The sequence below is a fragment of the Anabaena cylindrica UHCC 0172 genome (assembly GCF_034931625.1).
GTDB classification, from domain to species: Bacteria; Cyanobacteriota; Cyanobacteriia; order Cyanobacteriales; family Nostocaceae; genus Anabaena; species Anabaena cylindrica_A.
Window position 1 is genome coordinate 95,533 of sequence record NZ_JAYGGY010000080.1, and the last position, 20,564, is coordinate 116,096.

Here is a 20,564-nt window from a genome sequence, read left to right on the forward strand (position 1 = left end):
TTTTTTCATAAAAGCTGTTTTACAACAAAGAATTAAAAAGTATCAAGATGATGTGATACCTCCGGTCAGCGCAGCTATCGCATCTGCAACATTTTATGATAGGTTTACCACCCCTCATCTCAAAACTCAATCATAGAACCTCGTGGTAAGTGGGAAACTCAGACACTTTAGTGCTGAGAGGGATAGTTCGACATGGCTCACTAGCCGCGACACGAGCGTTTTTAACCGCAGTGGTATTTTCTATATTAACCATGATGGGGGTCTTCAATATATTTTCTAACGCTCTTTCATCACTTAAGGTGCAATCTAGGATTTTCAATCATTTCGATCAACAAAAAATCAAGGTTTCAACCCAGTTTGATAAAAGAGCGCTAACGGCTTCACTACTAACATTCCCTGCGGTACTTACAAAATAACTACTTGTCCAAAGAGACGGTAGTTTTTTCAATTGGGGAAATTCTTTTCTTAGGTAGAAACTAGAGCGCCCTTTAAAAGCCTTAATAACTAAATGTGGGGTATCCGTGGGCTTAACGCTAATAAATAAATGGATATGATCTGGAACTACTTCTAAAGCTAAAATATCCCAACCTTTTTCTATAGCCAGTTCAGCGAATATTTGTCTCGCTCTTGTTGCTATCTCTCCTATTAAAACTTTTTTTCGGCGTTTAGGTATCGAGACAAAATGGTAGTTAACCAGGAATTAAAAGTGGTTATGGGTTTTGTAATCTTCTTGGGTTAGCATATTCTTTTGTCGTTTTCCTGGCTCTGTTGACAAGATAAATTTAATAAAATATTATGAAAAAGTCAACTTTTATTACATCAAAAATTAGTGGCAAAGAATAAAAAAGCAATGGGAGTACAGCAGATTTTATTGTCTCCGGACAAGGAAACAAAAGCAGTATTGAATTATCTCTGTCAACAATCAGGAAAGTTATATAACAGCGGCATTTATTTTGCTCGACAAACGTTCTTTAAAACTGGGAAGTTGCTAACAAGTAAGTTTGATTTAGCTTATGAACCTTCAGTTTCTAAAACTATGGTTGCTCAATCAATGCCTTCTACACCTGCACAACAAACTTTATTGTCTGTAATTGAGGCTTTTAAATCTTTTAAAGAATTACGCTCTTTGTTTCTCAAAGGTCAATTACACTTTCAACCTAAAGCACCCGGATATCTAAAAGGTTCTAAACTTTTTAAAGTTGCCTATCCTAATAGCGGCGGACAAAAGCCAACTCTAGTTAATGGACAACTTAGATTTTCGTTGGGACTAACGGTTAAAAGATGGTTTGGATTGTCTGAATTTTTTCTACCAATGCCTTCAAATTTAAGACATTATAAAGGTTAAGGAGTTTACTATTTTGCCGAATAATGGTGCTTTTTACCTAGAAATGTCTTACGAGGTTGATAAACAACTTCATCATGATTTAGACATTAATCAAGCACTGTCTATTGACTTAGGCACGGCTGATAATTTAGCGGCTTGTGTTGATACATTGGGTAATTCCCTATTGATTGATGCCCGTGCAATCAAAGCCATGAATCAGCTTTGGAACAAGAAAGTATCAACAAGGAAAGAAGGGAAACCAGAAGCTTATTGGGATGATTGGTTAGACCGTGTAACCCGTAAACGTAACCATCAAATGCGTGATGGTATTAATAAAGCAGCGAAACTAATTATTGACCATTGCTTAAAATATGGTATTGGCACATTAATTCTTGGTTGGAATCAAGGCTTTAAAACTAATGCAAATATGGGGAGGTTGAACAATCAAAAATTTGTGCAAATGCCTTTAGGAAAGTTGAAAGACAGATTAGCACAATTGTGTGATTTGCACGGTATTAGATTTCAGGAAACTGAAGAAGCTTACACATCGAAAGCCAGCTACTTAGATGGAGACTCCCTACCCAAATATGGTGAACAACCAGACGGGTGGAAAGCATCTGGAAAGCGAGTGAATAGAGGTTTGTATCGGACAGCAAATGATTTAATTGTCAATGCTGATTTAAATGGTGCAGCAAATATTTTCAGAAAAGTAGCCAGTAACTTAAACTTAGATTTAAGCAGACTGGGTAGACGGTGTTTGACGACCGTAGCGAGAATTAGGCTTTGGATTCTTCCGAAGTCTTCTCTGTCAGCAGAATCTCAGTGTCTTTAGACCTGAGAGTGTCAATAGGTTAGGATTTCTATGTCTTTACTTACGCACATCATTATGACTCAAAGTTTTTACGTAAATCCTGTAACAGGTGCTAATACAAATCCTGGTAGCCAACTAGCACCCTTCAAAAATATTACTAAAGCTTTACAACAAGCTACAATCGGTACTATCATCCAACTGGCAGATGGGAATTATAATGCCGATAGCGGTGAAACTTTTCCTCTGACTGTACCCGTTGGTGCGATCGTAGTAGGGAATGAAACAAACAAGGGTCAAGGTGTTGTGATTGAAGGTAGTGGTAATTATCTCAGTCGCACTTTTGCTGGTCAAAATGTTACCTTGGTCATGCTTAATAATGCTGAACTAAGAGGGGTAACTGTAACGAATCCTGCTACTCGTGGTACTGCTGTCTGGAGTGAATCAAGTACCCCCACTATTGCTAATTGCACATTTACCCAATGCAAACGCGAGGGAGTGTTTGCTACAGGTGACGCTAACCCTGTGATTCAAGGTAATATTTTTAGTGAGAATGCTGCTAATGGCATTTCTATTGCTAAAAATGCTACAGGTCAAATTCAAAATAATATCTGCGTTAAAACAGGTTATGGTATTGCTGTCAGTGATACGGCATCACCGACACTTATAGATAACAAAATTTCTGAAAACCGTTCTGGGATTATCCTTTCTGGAAGTGCGCGTCCTATATTGCGGAATAATCTGTGTGAAAATAACACTGATGATGGTTTGACTGTCATTAATAATGCTTTACCTGATCTGGGGAGTATAAATAGTCCTGGGGGTAATATTTTCCGCAATAATGGTAAGTTCGATTTACAAAATGCCAGTTCTAATACGCTTGTTTCTGTCGGAAATCAAATAGATCCAGCTAAAGTGAAGGGAAATGTAGAGTTTACTGCAACACCAACTCCGACACCAACACCAACTCCAACTCCAACTCCGACACCAACACCAACACCAACACCAACTCCGACACCAACACCAACTCCAGCACCAACTCCGACACCAACTCCTATAACCAATGAATTAACGGATATTGGTAATCATTGGGCATCTGCGTTTATTCAGGAATTAGTTAAACTGGAGATAATTAAGGGTTATCCAGATCGCACCTTTAGACCGGATGCGACAATGACAAGGGGACAATATGCTGCGTTACTGGTTCAAGCTTTTAAGCCACCTAGTAAACGCGCTGCTATTAATTTTAAAGATGTATCAGCAAATTTTTGGGCATTTCAAGCAATTCAGCAAGCTTATCAAGGGCAATTTTTATCTGGTTATCCTAATAATACGTTTGCTCCCAACCAAAATATTGAGCGTGTACAAGTTGTTGTTTCTCTGGTAAATGGCTTGGGTTTATCTGCTAGTAACACAACAGTTACAACATCTTTTGAAGATCAAGCAAAAATCCCTAGCTATGCTAAAGATGAGGTAGTGACAGCTATCCAAAAGAAGCTGATTGTTAATTATCCAATTACTAAACAATTTAACCCTACCCGCGATGCAACACGCGCTGAGGTTGCGGTGATGGTGTATCAGGCTTTGGTAGATGCTCGTCGTGTGGCGGCGATTAATTTACCTTATATTGTGGTTTGATAGAGTGATTTTTGATCAATACTGCTCGGTTAACGAAAATTTTCCCGTTTCCATACTCTATATGGGAATAATTTATCACAGAGGCTCTACCTATCGATGATAGTAGAGGTAGAACCTCTGTGATAGCATTCCCAGTCAGAGACTGGGAACGAGATATTACCAATCACCAATCACCAATTACCAATGTTGTCCACCTCTCTGATAGAAGCAAATAATCTAGAACAGGCTATTGCTACGCCTTTGATTGTTAGTTCGGATACACTAGCAACGGATGCGATCGCTCTGATGAGTAATGCACGGGGAAGCTGTGCATTGACAGAATTTGGTGTTGACAACAGTTCCCCGTTGATTGATTCCCGCGCTAGTTGTGTTTTGGTAATGGAAAATAACCAATTAGTGGGAATTTTTACAGAACGGGATGTGGTGAGATTGAGTGCTGAGGGGAGACAAATTGCCGGGGTGGTGATTGGTGATGTCATGAATCGCTCTGTGATCACTATCTGCAAATCTGATTTCACGGATATTTTTGTTGTTCTTAATTTATTTCAACGTCACCGCATTCGTCATCTGCCGATGATAGATGATAGTGGACAGTTATTAGGACTACTCACCCATGAAAGCTTGCGTCAACTTTTACGTCCTGTAGATTTGCTGCGGTTACGTCTGGTGTCAGAAGTGATGAGTATTCGCATTGTCCAAGCTTCCCCAGAAACTTCGGTGCTGGAAATCACTAAGTTAATGACTAGGCAAAACGTGAGTTCAGTGATAATTGTGGAAGAGAACAATTCTCTACTGATACCCATAGGTATTGTAACTGAGCGTGATATCGTCCAGTTTCAGGCTTTGGCTCTTGATTTGGAGACAATTCAGGTGCAAACAGTGATGAGTAGTCCTGTTTTTTGTATGTCTCCAAATGAATCTCTTTGGTCAGTATCAATGCTGATGCAAGAAAGGCGAATAAATCGGGTTGTGATGACAGGTGAAGAAGGAGAAATGCTGGGGATTGTTACCCAAACTACATTGCTTCAAGCCTTGAACCCCTTTGATATTTATAATATGGTAGATAGTCTCAAACAAGAGGTATCGCGGTTAGAGGTAGAAAAACTAGAGTTATTGCAGATTCGTAATGCGGAACTCGAACAAGAAGTACAAAACCGCATAGCAGAGTTGCAGATACAGGCAGAACGGGAACGACTACTAAATGGAATCACCAGCAGAATTAGACAGTCATTAGACCTGCGAGAAACCTTGAATGCGATCGCAGTTGAGGTGAGAAAATTCTTGAATTGCGATCGCGTTTTAGTCTATAAAATTCAGCCACCTGGTGACGGTATCATCATTGCCGAAGATGTGCAAGCAGGATGGTTATCTCTACTAGGACAACAAGTAAGCGATCCTTGCTTTACATTCGATTGGGTCGAACAGTACATCAATGGGCGGATTCATGTTGTTAATGACATTGTTCAAGGAGATATGACTCCCTGTCATCGGGAATTATTGGAGAATCTGCAAATTAGAGCCAAGATTTTGGTTCCCATTGTTGTGGGGGAAGAACTTTGGGGTTTAATGCTGGCTTGTCAAAACGATGCCCCCCGTATATGGCAACCACAAGAAACAGAATTGCTCATACAGCTTTCCAATCATTTAGCAATTGCTATCCAGCAAGCGGAACTATATCAGCGTTTAAAAGACAATGAAGAACGCTTACGAACCATTGTGGAAACCAGTGGGAGTGGTTTTGTCACCGTAAATAAGCAAGGTCATATTTTATTTGTTAACCCGGCTGCGGCCAAGATGTTTGGTAGAGAAAGAGAAGAACTCTTCGGTTGGCCTTTTGCAATTCCTTATGATTATGACACTCAGCGAGTTGAAGAAATTGAACTACTACAATTATTTGGTCAACAGCGTACCGTCAATATGCAAGCTGCGGCAATAGCTTGGGAAGGTCAGGATGCTTTTTTGATGTCGATGTCAGACATCACCGATTTGAAAAAAACTGAAGAATTACTGCGTCAAAGTGAAACTAAATATCGGCTTTTACTGGAAAATCTGCCGCTGGGTTTAGTTGTTCATGCAGTAGATGGCAGTATTCTGACTTCTAATGCCAAAGCTGGCGAATTATTAGAACTAACTTCTGACCAAATGCAGGGTAAAACGACCTTAGATCCGGCTTGGTATTTTTTGAGGGAAAATGAAACAGTGATGCCAGTGTCGGAATACCCGATAAATCAGGTTATCGCTACACTTCAACCCCTGAAAAACTATGTGCTGGGGGTGAATCGACCTCAGAGTAGAACGCAGATTTGGTTATTGGTTAATGCTTTTCCAGAATTTGATAGTAATGGTAATTTACAACAAGTCATCGTTACTTATGTTGATATTAGCGAACGGCAAGCTGCACTAGGGGAACGCCAGCGAGCAGAAATTGCTCTCAGGAATAGTGAGGAACTCTTTCGCCAAATTGCCGAAAACTTGCCGGAAGTCATTTGGATGACAAACACAGCAGGTTCTGAGATCATTTTTGTGAGCCAAAAATATGAAAAAATTTGGGGTCGCAGCTGTGAAAGCGTGTACCAGCAACCTCATACCTGGCTGACCGCTATTCACGAAGAGGATCAAGAACGGGTGAAAACCGCTTTTTTTCTTAAAGCTGTATTAGGAGAGTATGACGAAGAATATCGTGTTATTCAACCTGATGGTACAGTCCGCTGGTTACGCGATCGCGCTTTTCCTATAGAAAATGATGCTGGAGAAGTATACCGCATTGGTGGTTTTGCTGAAGATATTACCAAACGCAAGGAAGCAGAAGAACAATTACGACAACTCAACGAAGAACTAGAAGCTAGAGTTGAACAACGTACCACCGCTTTACAAGAATCACAGACAATGTTGCAACTAGTGCTAGACACTATTCCTCAGCGGGTTTTCTGGAAAGATCGACAATCAGTGGTGAGAGGTTGTAACCGCAACTTTGCTGAAGATGTTGGTCAAACCCCGGAAGAAATTATCGGGCAAGATCCCTATGCTATGTCTGCAATTTGTGAAGAAATTGATTCTTATTTAGAATGCGATCGCCTGGTGATGACAACTGGTCAAGCAGAAATACATATCCAAGAAACCTTTCATAAACCAGATGGTTCTATCATGTGGCTAGAGACTAGTAAAGTACCATTGCGGGATAATGATGGCAATATTATAGGTATTCTGGGAACTTATGATGATATTACCAGCCGACGTGTTGCAGAAGAAGCTCTCCGCTACAGTGAAGAACGCTTTCGCATTGCTTTAAATAATTCGCCAATTGTCGTATTTAACCAAGACCTTGACCTGCGTTACACCTGGATTTATAACCCGGCATTGGGTTTGACTCCTGAACAGGTAATTGGTAAATTTGATACTGATCTATTTCTCCCTCAAGATGCTCAAAAATTAGAAGCCTGGAAACGCAATGTCATAGAAACAGGTCTTGGCATGAGAGATGAAATAGTGATTGGCACAGAAGACAATTTTATTTGCTACGTTTTAACAATTGATCCACTGCGCGATCGCAATGGTGTTATGGAAGGTGTCACCTGTGTAGCTTTAGATATCACCGACCGCAAAACAACTGAAATTGCTTTAAAAGAAAGCCAGTATTTAATTCAACGCATCACTGAAGCCAGTCCAGATATCCTCTACATCTACGATTTGCAGGAAAAATGCAATGTTTACGTTAACAGAGAAATTGCTCAATTACTAGGCTACTCTCCCGCAGAAATTCAAAGCATGGGTTCAGAGTTATTTTTGCAAATGATCCATCCCGATGATATCTCCAAAATCGCTGATTATCATGCTCGCTTTGCCACAACTAAAGATGAAGATATCTTGGAGATAGAATACCGGATGTGCGATCGCCAAGGCAACTGGCACTGGTTTGTTAGCCACGATACTGTATTTAGCCGCGATGCCGAAAATATACCTAAACAAATTATCGGTGCAGCTTTAGAAATGACAGAACGCAAGCAGATGGAAGCAGAACTGCGCCAAACCAATGCTGAACTAGCCCGTGCCACCCGTCTCAAGGACGAGTTTTTAGCGAATATGAGTCATGAATTACGTACCCCTCTCAACGCCATTTTAGGGATGTCAGAAGGTTTATTAGAGGAAGTTTTTGGGACAGTGAGCGATCGCCAACAACGAGCCATCCAAACCATCGAACGCAGCGGCAAACACTTACTAGACTTGATTAATGATATTCTCGATTTATCAAAAGTTGAAGCCGGTAAACTAGAGTTACAACCTACATCAGTTACCGTTAGTTATCTCTGTGATTCTAGTTTGACATTTGTTAAACAACAAGCACTGAAAAAAAATATTCAAATCTCCGTAGAATTATCACCAAATCTACCTGACTTAATTGCAGATGAACGCCGTCTTCGTCAGGTGCTAATTAATTTACTTAATAATGCAGTTAAATTTACTCCCGATGGTGGCAGTGTCAAACTTGTTGTGCAGCAGGAGGAAGGTAGGGGGCAGGGAGTAGGGAGCGGGGAGCAGGGGGCAGGGAGTAGGGAGCAGGGAGCAGGGAGCAGGGAGCAGGGAGATGAGAGCGAAAATTCACCTTTCTATAATTCGCAAACCCTAAATCCTTCTTCTTCTTCTTCACTGTCACCTTCTTCCCCAAATCAATGGATTTGTTTTTCAGTTATTGATACTGGAATTGGTATTGCTAAAGAAGAATTGGATAAACTGTTTCAACCTTTTGTGCAGATCGACAGTAGTCTGAATCGTCAGCATAATGGGACAGGATTAGGTTTAGCTCTGGTACATCGACTGGTAGACCTACATAATGGTCACATAATAGTAACTAGTCAGCTAAGTGAGGGTAGCTGTTTTACAGTTCGTATTCCCTATCTAGAGAAACTGGGGGATAGCAAAAAAAGTCTATTTTCTGGAACTTATCAACTTTTACCCAATACTCAAAACCAAAATTCACAGGTACTCATCATTGAAGACTCGATGGTTGCAGCAGAACAGGTTGCTCGATATTTGAATGAATTGAATATGCAAACTACTATTTATACTAAAGGTGAGGGAGCTATTGATGAAGCACTCCGCATCCACCCAGTGCTGATTATTTTGGATATTCTGTTACCGAATCTGTCTGGATGGGACGTATTACAACAACTGAGAGCTAATCCGCAAACGCAGAATATACCTATATTGGTAACTTCGGTAGTTGATGAGCGATCGCACGCAATATCTTTAGGTGCTACCGACTACTTAGTTAAACCTATTAGCCGAGAACAAATTCGCAATACTTTACAGAAACTCCAGAATCCCAATGATGTCTCTAATACAACTCTGATTATTACCTCAACTACCACTACTTCCACAGAACCAACTTCCCCTCCCCTAATTCTCTTAGCAGAAGACAATGAAGCCAACATTGCCACCATCTCTAACTATCTGGGTGCTAAAGGATATCGCCTGATTATATCCAAAAATGGTGAAGAAACCGTTACTCTCACTAAAGAGCAACATCCCGATCTAATTCTCATGGATATCCAAATGCCAGGTATGGATGGATTAGTTGCTATGCGTCTTATTCGTGCTAATCCCTTGTTTATACATACTCCCATTATTGCCTTGACAGCTTTAGCTATGCCAGAGGATCAAGAACAATGCATCGCATCTGGAGCAAATGAATATCTTACGAAACCAGTCAAGTTGAAACTTTTAGTAGAGAAAATTCAAGATTTGTTAAATCAGAAAACGGACAAAAGTGGTTCATAACTGATATAATTTTCGTATAAATACTTATTGTCATGTCTACTAGGAATTGTAAATTATCTTGGAAACAGTTTAAGTCAGTCGAACGACTTAAAAAAACAGAGACGCGTAGCGGCTTCTCAGAGAGTCATATGTAACGAAAAATAAATTTGCCTACAAACCTCTTCCCTTCGGCCTCATGCCTTGTCATAATGACAATTTTTAACGCTAATCTAGCTAGTGTAGAGTGAGCAATGACTACCAACCCAAACGGAGGAAATCCTATTTTGGTACTGGTAATAGGTAAGAGACATCTGGTGACAAATAATATTGTAGAAGCGTTTTTAGATTTATCAGTAAATTATTTGAACTTGATATTAGCTATGAAACCACTGCCAAAGATTTTGGTCATTGATGATGAACCTGATAACTTTGATGTTATTGATGCATTATTAGATAGTGACGGTTATGCCTTAAGCTATGTTGCTAATGGACAGCAAGCTTTGGATCTCATGGCTTTCTTTCAGCCTGATGTGATTTTATTAGATGTAATGATGCCACAAATGAATGGTATCCAATTCTGTGAAAAATTTAAATCTAATTCTCAATGGAAGCATATTCCAGTGATTATGGTGACAGCACTTACAGCTAAAGAAGATTTATCCCAATGTATGGCTGTAGGTGCTGATGATTTCATTAGTAAACCTGTAAATGGGATGGAACTGCGATCGCGGGTGAGATCAATGTTACGCATCAAACAACAATATGATTCTCTCCAAGAAACTCTGCATTTGCGCGAAGACCTTTCTAACATGATTGTTCATGATTTGCGGAATCCCTTAACCTCCATTATTCTCGCGGCAGAAATGTTGCGAATTGCTAACTTACCTCCCGAACGTCAGTTTCAAAAAAGCAGTCAGATCATTACCGCTGCACAACAATTAAGATCAATGATTGATAGTTTACTGCTGTTGGCAAAATTAGATTCTGGCAAATTAATTTTGCAACGCACAGATGTTGATTTATCTGAACTTTGTGCTTCAGCTATTACTGATATTGAAGCATCTGTAATTCAAAAGAATATTAAACTAATTAGCGATTTACCCAAACCTGGAGGAAGTATCAGCTTGGATGCAAATTTATTCCGTCGAGTTATTGATAATTTACTTTCTAATGCAATTAAATTCACCCATTCCCATAGTGAAATCATCGTCCACGCTGACTATCCTGCACCAGGAAAAGCCAAAATCCAAGTTATTGATTCAGGCCCAGGTGTGAAAGAGGAATTACGTAAAGTCATTTTCGAGAAATATGAAATCGGCACTTTTAACAAAGCAGCATCTCAAATTGGTTTAGGTCTTGCTTTCTGCAAAATGACAGTAGAAGCTCATGGGGGGAACATCAAAGTGGAAAGCAATCAACCGACAGGGGCAATTTTTACGATTGAGATTGATGACAATCAACAAATTTTGGAAACAACCATAAACTGATAGTTCTTCCTTATCAAGATAGATAATATCAGATTTTCAGGTCGAAGTCAACAGATGCTACTCATTTTTGCGGACTATCTTCTGATTCCTGAATTCTTATGGTATCAGTACATTTTATTTGCAAAGCTAACTTTACTCTCTCATATTCAGTTTCCATCTGCTCTAAGAGAACTCGATATTTATCAATAGTTTCATTGTGATCAAGTGCTTCCATTTTTTTGCAACACTTAGCTAAGTTGATAGCCCCAACAGAAGCGCTACTAGATTTAAATTTATGGGCTATTTGTTTAAGGGCAGTAGTATTTAGTTGTTTAATAGCTAGATTTAAATCTATTAATGAATTAGCAGATTCTGCTATATATATAGAAATTAATTCAGGTAAAAAGGTATTAGCATCTTCACCAGCTATATCCCGTAGTGACTGAAAGATCCGAAGATCAATAGCAGAGGTATAACTGAGTGAAGATAGGGTTGCTACTGATTTCTTTTCTTGATAGTAACTGTTAACAAATGAGTATGTTGCTGTATTTTTTTGAGACTCTAGTTGACATTGAGTTAGTACTCTGACTAGCTCTTCTAATCGAATTGGTTTGCTGATATATTCATCCATGCCTGCCTCAAGACAAACTTCTTTATCTCCCTGCATTGCATTTGCAGTCATGGCGATAATTCGTGGTTGTTCTTCCCAATGCCACATTCGGATTTGTTGGGTGGTTTCTAATCCATCCATTTGTGGCATTTGTACATCCATGAGAATAACATCATAGGATTGGCGCTGTAAGGCAGATAATACTTCTAATCCATTACCTGCGACATCTGCTCTTAAGCCCAGTTTAGATAAAATTAAGATGATCATTTTTAGGTTAACGGGATGGTCTTCCGCTACTAAAATTCGCATTGCTAGATCACCTAGATTGGGATATGTTTGCACAATATTTCTGTCTGAACTGCTAAATCTAGTTGGTTGCAGACGAGTAAGGTTGAGCAAACTGTTATAAAGTTGAGATTGTTTGAGAGGTTTATTTAAGAAAGCTATTCCTTCTATAGGGTTAACTCGATGTTTGATTTCTGGTTGATTGAGATCTTTTAATATTAGCAAAGGTAGTGTCTGGTAATTTGGATGCTGACGGATTTTTTGTGCTAATTCTAAACTATCTATTTCCGAAAGTTGCATATCTAAGATAGCGATATCAAACTGTTCTCCTTGATGTTGATATAAAAAAACTTCAGCAGGAGATTTAAATGTATGCACTAACATTTCCCAAGACTCTGCTTGCATAGTTAGAAATTGCCGATGAGCCAGATGGTTGCTGAGAATTAGTAGTCGTTTGGTTTTGAGTTGATTGGATGACTTGTTTAAGTTGATTGATTCTTGCTGAAGATCAGCAGGAACTGTGATAGTGAAATAGAAAGTAGAACCATTGTCTATTTGGCTTTCTACCCACATTCTTCCTCCCATCATTTCACTGAGTCGTTGGCTAATAACTAAACCTAATCCTGTGCCACCATATTTGCGAGTCATGGACGAATCAACTTGGCTAAAAGGCTGGAATAATCGATCTATTTTTTCTGGGGAAATACCAATACCTGTATCTTTAATGGCAAATTCGATTTCATAGGATGGGAAAGCGGGTGCTGTTGTGACTATTGCTAATGGTTTTGCTGTGGCTGTGACAATGACTTCTCCTAGGTTGGTAAATTTGACAGCATTGCTCAATAAATTCACGAAAATTTGTCGCAGACGGGTGATATCGCCGATGATGATATTCGGTGTTTGGGGAGTTAGTAAATAAATTAACTCTATTTTTTTAGTGGCTGCTTGGGAAGCTAATAAGTCTAAAGATTCTTCTAGACAATCACGTAGACTAAAGGGTTGTGCTTCTAAATTTAGCTGGTTAGACTCTATTTTTGAGAAGTCAAGGATATCGTTAATTATTGATAGTAGGGCATCACCACTACTGCGAATAGTGGTGATCAAGTCTTGCTGTTGTGAGTCGAGGTGGGTGTCGAGTAACAAACCTGTCATGCCGATGACTGCATTCATGGGAGTACGAATTTCATGACTCATCATGGCTAGAAATTGGCTTTTGGCTCTATTGGCGCTTTCTGCTTGGCGTTTTGCTTGTTCTAAGTCAGAGTTTTTGATAGTCAGTTGTTGGCGTTGTTGTTTTTCTTGTTCTAGAAGATTTGCTTGGGCGATCGCAATTCCTACTTGTGGTGCTACTGCTTCTAGTAGTTCTATTTCGTCTGCGGTCCAATTACGGATGCGATCGCATTGATGTAAGCTAATTGCTCCATTTGCTTCTCCTTGATAGGATGTGCGAATTGATAATATTGATTTCACCCCCATTTGGCTATACATTGCTTCAGCCGTTCTGAATAGAAGCGGCTCAGTGTAGACATAGTCAGATCCAATACCTATGGACTGGCTATAATAACGGGGAGTATTTTGTTCAGGTACTGTTTCCGATAGGAGAAGAGATGCGATCGCTTTGTCTTGTGCAATCATCAATTCTGCATGAAGATTACCTGCAATGAGAATTTCTAAACTTAGTAAAGATTCATAACCTATATCTAAATGTTCAGCAACAACAGAAATTTTTGGTATAGGTGTAGCAATATAAGTGTGAATCAAACAACGATTTACGTTAAAAGCCTGGCTGATTTGATTAGCTGTAGTTTGAAAAATTTCTTGTGTATTTAAACTTTGGCGAATTTCTTCTGTAATTTGTTTTAGTAATAAAGTTCGATTAAATTGTTGTTGTAGTGCTGTTTCTGCATTCCGGCGTTCAGTAATATCATGATATTTCCATAAATGTCCACAATAATTTTCATCTACAAAAATAGGAATATAAAAATACTTAAATATGCGATTATCTGCCAGAATAAATTCATCAATAACAACCCGCTTGTCTGCCAATATTCGTGCTGACTGTTCCCCAAAAACTTCTGGATCTGCAAATAATCCTTTTTTTTCTTTTGGACATTCGTTAAAATTTACCCCAATCAAACTTTCTGGTGCAACATGAATATCAAACATATGACAAAATTCTTGATTGATGAGAATAATTTTGTTTGATTCATCTTCAACCAAAACACCCGCTTGTAAGTTCTCAATTAATGCTGTTAGTCGTGATGTTGTCGCCCGTAATTTTGTTTCTGTTTGTTGGCGTTCTCTAATTTCATCGTGTAATTCCTGGTTAATTCTCTCCAATTCTCTGGGACTAGGTAAAGCTATAGCTTGAGGTATCAACGGTATCAGTTCTATAGCGGCATAGCAGGAAATCAAGGCTGTAATAGCTTTGATAGTACCCGATAGCCAATAATCTGGATACCAGAGTGTCCATATTGCCATTAAGTGGGTTGTACCACAGGAAATAATAAAAGCTCCAAATAAGGCAAATATAGACCTGAATGGGACATCTGGACGTTTATTAATGAAATACACCAGCCCGATTGGAATTGAGTAATATGCTAATGCAATCAGCATATCAGCAATAACGTGTAGAGATACCAATTCAGTTTTCCACAAATAACAGTGTCCATGCGGTATAAACATGGGTAAAAAAGATAAGTAGTTAAAAAAATCTAACATGGAGAAATGAACCCTCAAATAACCACAATGAAATGCAGATATTATCACTCTCTTCTAATAGACAAGTTTAGATGTATCTATTAGGCAATAGTATCAACAGTATATTAAATTTCTTTTATACAAAAAAATACAAGTGTTAGACAATAATAGGTTTGTATTAAATAAACCCAAAAATTAATTTCCAGTTTACGCAAGATGCTGGATAGTAGAGACGTATTTAATTTTTGGAGATGTCTAATATATCCTCACACTGGCTTCTCTGCGTTAAAAAAAGGGTGAGCTATTCTGCCCACCCCAAAAAATAACTAAACTATTTATTGCTAATTAACCCAACAAAGCCTTAGCCTTAGCTAATACATTATCAACAGTGAAACCAAACTTCTCCATACAAGTACCACCAGGAGCGGAAGCACCAAAGGTATCAATACTGACGGTATCACCATCAGTACCAATATACTTGTGCCAACCAAAACTGCTGGCTGCTTCTACAGATAGACGCTTGGTGACAGCTTTAGGTAGAACGGATTCTTTATAAGCGGCATCTTGAGCATCAAATAAATTAGTTGAAGGCATAGAAACAACACGGACTTTCTTACCTTCAGCCTTGAGTTTCTCTGCTGCGGTAACACAAAGGCTCAATTCTGAACCTGTACCAATGAGGATAATATCTGGTGTACCTTGACAATCCACAATTGTGTATGCACCTTTCTTCACACCTGCAATAGATGTACCTGGTAAGTTAGGCACATTTTGACGGGTGAATGCTAACAGAGTCGAAGCTTGTGCTTTAGACTTCTCAATTGCGATTGTGTAAGCACCAGAACATTCGTTACCATCTGCGGGACGAATCACTGTTAAATCAGGAATAGCTCGCAGGGAAGCTAGAGTTTCAATGGGTTGATGAGTGGGGCCATCTTCACCTTGACCGATAGAATCGTGAGTCATGACCCAAATTGAGCCAGCTTCGGAGAGAGCAGCCAAGCGAATGGCAGCCCGCATATAGTCTGTAAAGATTAAGAATGTCGCACCGTAGGGAATTAATCCTGAACCGTGGAGCGCCATACCGTTACAGATTGCACCCATAGCGTGTTCCCGCACACCAAAGTGGATGTTACGATTTTGGAATTCTCCTTTTTGGAAGTCACCAAAGCCTTTGAGTTCGGTGAGGTTGGAGTGGGTTAAGTCAGCTGAACCACCAATTAATTCAGGTAAAACTGCTGCTAATTTGTTGAGGCAGTTTTCTGAGTGTTTACGGGTAGGTAGTGCTTTATCTTCGGGGGTATAGGAAGGTAGGACTTTATTCCAATCTGCGGGTAATTTACCGCTGACAAACCGCTCAAATTCCGCTGCTTCTGCAGGGTATTTAGCTTTGTAATCAGCAAAGGTTTTGTTCCACTCAGCTTCTTGTCCTGCACCGCGTTCTATGGCTTTGCGGGTGTGGTTGAGGGCATCTTGGGGGATGACAAAAGGCTCGTGTTCCCAACCTAAGTTTTTACGAGTCAGTGCTGTTTCATCTCCACCGAGAGCAGCACCGTGAATACCAGCGGTGTTTTGCTTGTTGGGAGCGCCATAACCAATGGTGGTTGTTACCTTGATCATGGTGGGTTTGTCGGTGACAGCTTTTGCTGCTTCGACGGCTTTAGAGATTGCGTCTAAATCGGTGTTGCCGTCTTTAACGTGGAGGACGTGCCAACCGTAGGCTTCAAATCTTTTAGAAACATCTTCGGTGAATGATACATCTGTAGAACCGTCGATGGAGATGTGGTTATCGTCATAAAGAGCGATTAGTTTACCTAATCCCCAGTGTCCAGCGATGGAAGCTGCTTCACCAGAAATACCTTCCATGTTGCAACCATCACCAAGAATTACATAGGTGTAATGGTCAACAATTTTGGCATCAGGTTTGTTGAATTTAGCTGCTAGATGTGCTTCGGCTACGGCTAAACCAACTGCATTGGCGATACCTTGACCCAAGGGGCCTGTTGTGACTTCGACACCATCTGTGACAAAATTTTCTGGATGTCCGGGGGTTTTAGCACCCCATTGGCGGAACTGCTTGATGTCCTCGATGCCAACGCTGTCGTAACCTGTCAGGTACAGCATGGCATACTGCAACATGGAACCATGACCGGCAGACAAGACAAAGCGATCGCGGTTAAACCATTTAGGATTTTTGGGATTGTACCGCATGAATTTATCCCAAAGGACAAAGGCCATGGGAGCCGCGCCCATTGGTAATCCGGGGTGTCCCGATTTGGATTTTTCTATGGCATCTACAGCCAAAAAGCGGATTGAGTTAATACAAATTTGTTCGAGGGATTGGGTTGCAACAGCCATAATTTCTTGTTTTTAACGACGGGTTAACACTCTTTGTAGCTTTTTCTTGCTGGGGTCATATACAGCGATCCCACCATTCTCATCATCCCATTCCTACCTGTAGATGGACAAGCGGGATCTTCTTAGTTTGTGGTGATAAATAAGGCTGATAATTTGGTAAAGCTGAACCCTTAATATCAATGGTAATGATATCTGAGATACTTTCCGATGTTCATTTCCGGCAGGGTAATTGGTGATTGGTAATTGGTGATTGGTAATTTTTTCCTGTCACCTGTCACCTATTCCCTATTCCCAAAATTTAGACGTATTTTTTAAACGCTAGGGTGACATTATGACCACCAAATCCAAAGGAATTGGATAGTGCTACCTCTACTTTTTGAGCGCGGCTCAGGTGGGGGACATAATCTAGGTCACATCCTGGATCGGGATTGTCTAGATGGATGGTGGGGGGAATGTGGTCATTAGCGATCGCTAGGACTGTAGCCACTGCTTCAATTCCACCTGAGCCACCTAACAGATGCCCGGTCATGGATTTGGTGGAACTAATTGCTATTTTGTAGGCATCATCGCCCAAAGCCTTTTTAATTGCTGATGTTTCCGTTACATCATTGGCTGGAGTGCTGGTTCCATGAGCATTGATGTAACTGACCATTGATGGTGTGAGTTCACCATCCTTAAGTGCCAGTTCCATAGCTCTAGCTGCACCTAAACCACCGGGGACTGGGGAAGTCATGTGGTAAGCGTCACAGGTCATGGCATAGCCGACCATTTCTCCATAAATACGAGCGCCACGATTGAGAGCGTGTTCTAATTCTTCGAGAATTAAAATTCCTGAACCTTCACCCATAACAAAGCCATCTCGATCTTTGTCAAAGGGACGACAAGCATAATTAGGGTCGTTACGAGTTGACAGCGCCCTAGCTGCGGCAAATCCAGCTACAGACAAGGGTGTGACAGCTGCCTCACAACCGCCACAAATCATGGCTTGGGCATATCCATTTTGAATTAGGCGAAAGGCATCTCCAATGGCGTTAGAACCAGCGGCGCAAGCTGTAACTGAGCAGGAATTAGGTCCTTTAGCACCAGTATGAATTGCTGTTAATCCTGCTGCCATGTTGGCGATCATCATGGGGATCATGAATGGACTACAGCGGTCTGGACCTCGATTGAGGTAGATTGTTTGCTGATCTTCCAACACTTTAATGCCACCAATGCCTGAGCCGATCATGACACCTATATGTTCGGCATTGAGGTCATTGATAACTAATTGTGCGTCTGATATAGCCTGTTTAGCAGATGCGATCGCAAATTGGGCAAACCTATCTGTGCGCTTGGCTTCTTTGCGCTCCATGTAGTCATGTGGATCGAAGTTTTTGACTTCACCCGCAATGCGACAATCATGTTTAGACGCATCAAAGGCAGTGATAAAGTCAATGCCATTGCGTCCATTTAACAATCCTTCCCAATATTCAGTTGGTGTGTTACCAATAGGTGTAATCGCGCCAACACCAGTTATAACAACGCGTTTACGTTTATAGTCTGTCATGATTCAGTTAAAGGTGGCGAAAAAGCAGCAGGTAGAACAATCCAAAGTGCTGAGTTTTGAGTCCTGAGTGAATATATTGATATTTAGTGCTTTTCACAGAAAAGTCTAGAGTCTACATATTCAGGACTCAGAACTGCTTCAGGCAGATGCAGCAACGTGATTTTTGATGTAATCAACTACATCAGCTACGGTTAAAATCTTTTCGGCATCTTCATCAGGAATTTCGAGATCAAATTCTTCTTCCAAAGCCATAACCAATTCCACGATATCTAGGGAATCTGCCCCTAAATCATCTGTAAATGTGGCATTGGGTACGACTTTTTCCGCTTCAATTTCTAGTTGCTCGATGACGATTGACTTCACCCTTTCAAAAATATCTGCTTGGCTCATAGATAAAATTCCTTAACCAGTTGCTATGATCTGCTCTTTACGGGAAACGTTTTTTGAGCATATATATCTTATCGGAAAGCGTGATCACCCGTATACTTCTCAGGGTTTTTCCTATTTCCTGTTGTCTATCAGGGAGTAAAAAACCCCCACTTCTATAAGTAGTATGTTTCAGGGGAGGTATAAATCTCCTTCTAAAACCCACTGTTACCCATTCCCTATTCCCTCTTTAAAATTATATGCTATCTCAAATGCTCAAATACGCTTACTATCCAGGTTGTGTAGCTCAAGGAGCCTGCCGGGAGCTATATCTATCCACCCAAGCACTTACCCAAAAACTCGGTATTGAACTTATTGAATTAAAAAAAGCTGCTTGCTGCGGTTCAGGTACATTTAAAGAAGATTCCCAATTGTTGGAAGATACGGTTAATGCCCGAAATATTGCTTTAGCAGAAGAATTAAATTTACCCCTTTTGACTCATTGCAGCACTTGCCAAGGTGTAATTGGTCATGTGGATGAACGTTTGAAAGAATGCCAGTCAACTAACCCCACCTATTTAAATCAAGTTAATGGGTTGTTGCAAAAAGAAGGTTGTTCACCTTATCGCGGTAGTACAGAAGTTAAACATCTACTTTACGCCTTAGTTACAGACTATGGTTTAGAGGAAATTACTAACCGTGTCACTCATAAATTATCTGGGTTAAAATGTGCAGCTTTTTATGGCTGTTATCTCCTCCGCGCTCAAAAATCCATGCCTTATGATGATCCTTTTCAGCCAGAAGCGATGGAAAATATGTTTCGGGCTGTAGGTGCAACACCTGTATATTATCGTGGTCGTACTCAATGTTGCGGTTGGCCTTTATCTAGCTATGCCACTAATGAATCTTTTAAAATGGCAGGAATGCACATTCAAGAAGCTTTAGAAAATGGTGCTGATTGTATTGTGACACCTTGTCCTTTGTGTCATCTTAATTTAGATTCTCGTCAACCAGAGGTAGAAAAAGTGATCGAGAAAAAATTAGGTTTACCGATTTTACATTTACCGCAATTAATTGCTTTGGCGTTAGGTGTGAGTCCGAAAGAATTGGGTTTAGAACGTCATATTGTTTCCACAAAACCAGTTTTGGAAAAATTGGGATTTTAACGGCTATAAGCCTACGCTGCTAATATTCAAAACAACGGCTAAAGCCTGACTGATTCCTTGCATTGTCTTGTCAGTCAGAGTTCCCACTTGCCTGATCAGTCTTTGCTGGGAAACAGAACGTACTTGAAACGCATCTGCGGCTGACAATTTGCTCAATCTATTGTCTGGTGTAGGTTCAACTCTTACCATCCAGGGAACTCAGGGAACTTCAGTAAATGCATCATTCCAGCCTGTAATTGGGACAACAACTTTCAACCGGAGAATCCCAATCTCATCATTGCTAACAATCACACAAGGGCGTGTTTTACCAATTTCATCCCCAATGGTGGGGTCGGCACTATAGAGCCAAATCTGACCTCTACGCATAGTCGTGATATTCGTAAAAGTCTTCATCACAAGTATCAACAAACTCAGTCAGTTCACTGCCTTCTGCATAGAAGGGTCGCATGACTTCAGCAGCAGCCGTTAAGCTGAGTTTTTCTGGTTTATCCCTTACCGGGTGACAAGGTGGCTAAACAGCTTGTTTCATAAGGGATAGAGCCT

9 protein-coding genes and 2 pseudogenes are annotated in these 20,564 nt (G+C 40.3%); 5 read left to right on the plus strand and 6 right to left on the minus strand.

The window, feature by feature from the left end:
* Positions 1 to 328: 328 nt before the first annotated feature.
* Complete coding sequence (gene tnpA, locus VB713_RS16070; RefSeq protein ID WP_323312526.1) at positions 329 to 697, minus strand: IS200/IS605 family transposase; 369 nt, start codon at positions 695 to 697, stop codon at positions 329 to 331.
* Positions 698 to 850: 153 nt separating this feature from the next.
* Here tnpA and VB713_RS16075 point away from each other — a divergent pair.
* From VB713_RS16075 to VB713_RS16090, 4 genes and pseudogenes are all read left to right on the plus strand, one after another.
* Positions 851 to 2,156 (plus strand): annotated as a pseudogene (locus tag VB713_RS16075) (RNA-guided endonuclease InsQ/TnpB family protein).
* A gap of 54 nt (positions 2,157 to 2,210) precedes the next feature.
* Positions 2,211 to 3,770 (plus strand): DUF1565 domain-containing protein, encoded by a 1,560-nt coding sequence (locus tag VB713_RS16080; RefSeq protein ID WP_323312527.1) that lies wholly within the window; start codon positions 2,211 to 2,213, stop codon positions 3,768 to 3,770.
* Between the two features lie 183 nt (positions 3,771 to 3,953).
* Positions 3,954 to 9,545, plus strand: a complete 5,592-nt coding sequence (locus VB713_RS16085) for a PAS domain S-box protein (RefSeq protein ID WP_323312514.1) — start codon at positions 3,954 to 3,956, stop codon at positions 9,543 to 9,545.
* Between the two features lie 359 nt (positions 9,546 to 9,904).
* Positions 9,905 to 11,011, plus strand: coding sequence for a hybrid sensor histidine kinase/response regulator (locus VB713_RS16090; RefSeq protein WP_323312528.1), 1,107 nt, complete (start codon positions 9,905 to 9,907; stop codon positions 11,009 to 11,011).
* Between the two features lie 61 nt (positions 11,012 to 11,072).
* Here the strand turns inward: VB713_RS16090 and VB713_RS16095 are convergent, their stop codons facing one another.
* The 4 genes from VB713_RS16095 to VB713_RS16110 all read right to left on the minus strand — a co-directional run bounded on the left by VB713_RS16095 (position 11,073) and on the right by VB713_RS16110 (position 18,879).
* A complete protein-coding gene (locus VB713_RS16095) occupies positions 11,073 to 14,606 on the minus strand; it encodes a response regulator (RefSeq protein WP_323312515.1) in 3,534 nt (1,177 codons plus the stop codon).
* A gap of 324 nt (positions 14,607 to 14,930) precedes the next feature.
* Positions 14,931 to 16,943, minus strand: coding sequence for a transketolase (gene tkt / locus VB713_RS16100; protein ID WP_323312516.1), 2,013 nt, complete (start codon positions 16,941 to 16,943; stop codon positions 14,931 to 14,933).
* Positions 16,944 to 17,241: 298 nt separating this feature from the next.
* On the minus strand, positions 17,242 to 18,489 hold the full coding sequence (gene fabF, locus VB713_RS16105; protein ID WP_323312517.1) for a beta-ketoacyl-ACP synthase II: 1,248 nt from the start codon (positions 18,487 to 18,489) through the stop codon (positions 17,242 to 17,244).
* Between the two features lie 138 nt (positions 18,490 to 18,627).
* Entirely contained in the window at positions 18,628 to 18,879 is a 252-nt protein-coding gene (locus tag VB713_RS16110; protein ID WP_323312518.1) for an acyl carrier protein, read from the minus strand.
* A 236-nt stretch (positions 18,880 to 19,115) separates the two neighbouring features.
* On the opposite strand from VB713_RS16110, the gene VB713_RS16115 reads away from it, so the two are divergent.
* Positions 19,116 to 20,021 carry a CoB--CoM heterodisulfide reductase iron-sulfur subunit B family protein gene (locus VB713_RS16115; RefSeq protein WP_323312519.1) on the plus strand — a complete coding sequence of 302 codons (906 nt, stop codon included), beginning with the start codon at positions 19,116 to 19,118 and terminating at the stop codon, positions 20,019 to 20,021.
* Positions 20,022 to 20,024: 3 nt separating this feature from the next.
* Here VB713_RS16115 and VB713_RS16120 read toward each other — a convergent pair.
* Positions 20,025 to 20,414 (minus strand): annotated as a pseudogene (locus tag VB713_RS16120) (type II toxin-antitoxin system PemK/MazF family toxin).
* Positions 20,415 to 20,564 lie beyond the last annotated feature (150 nt).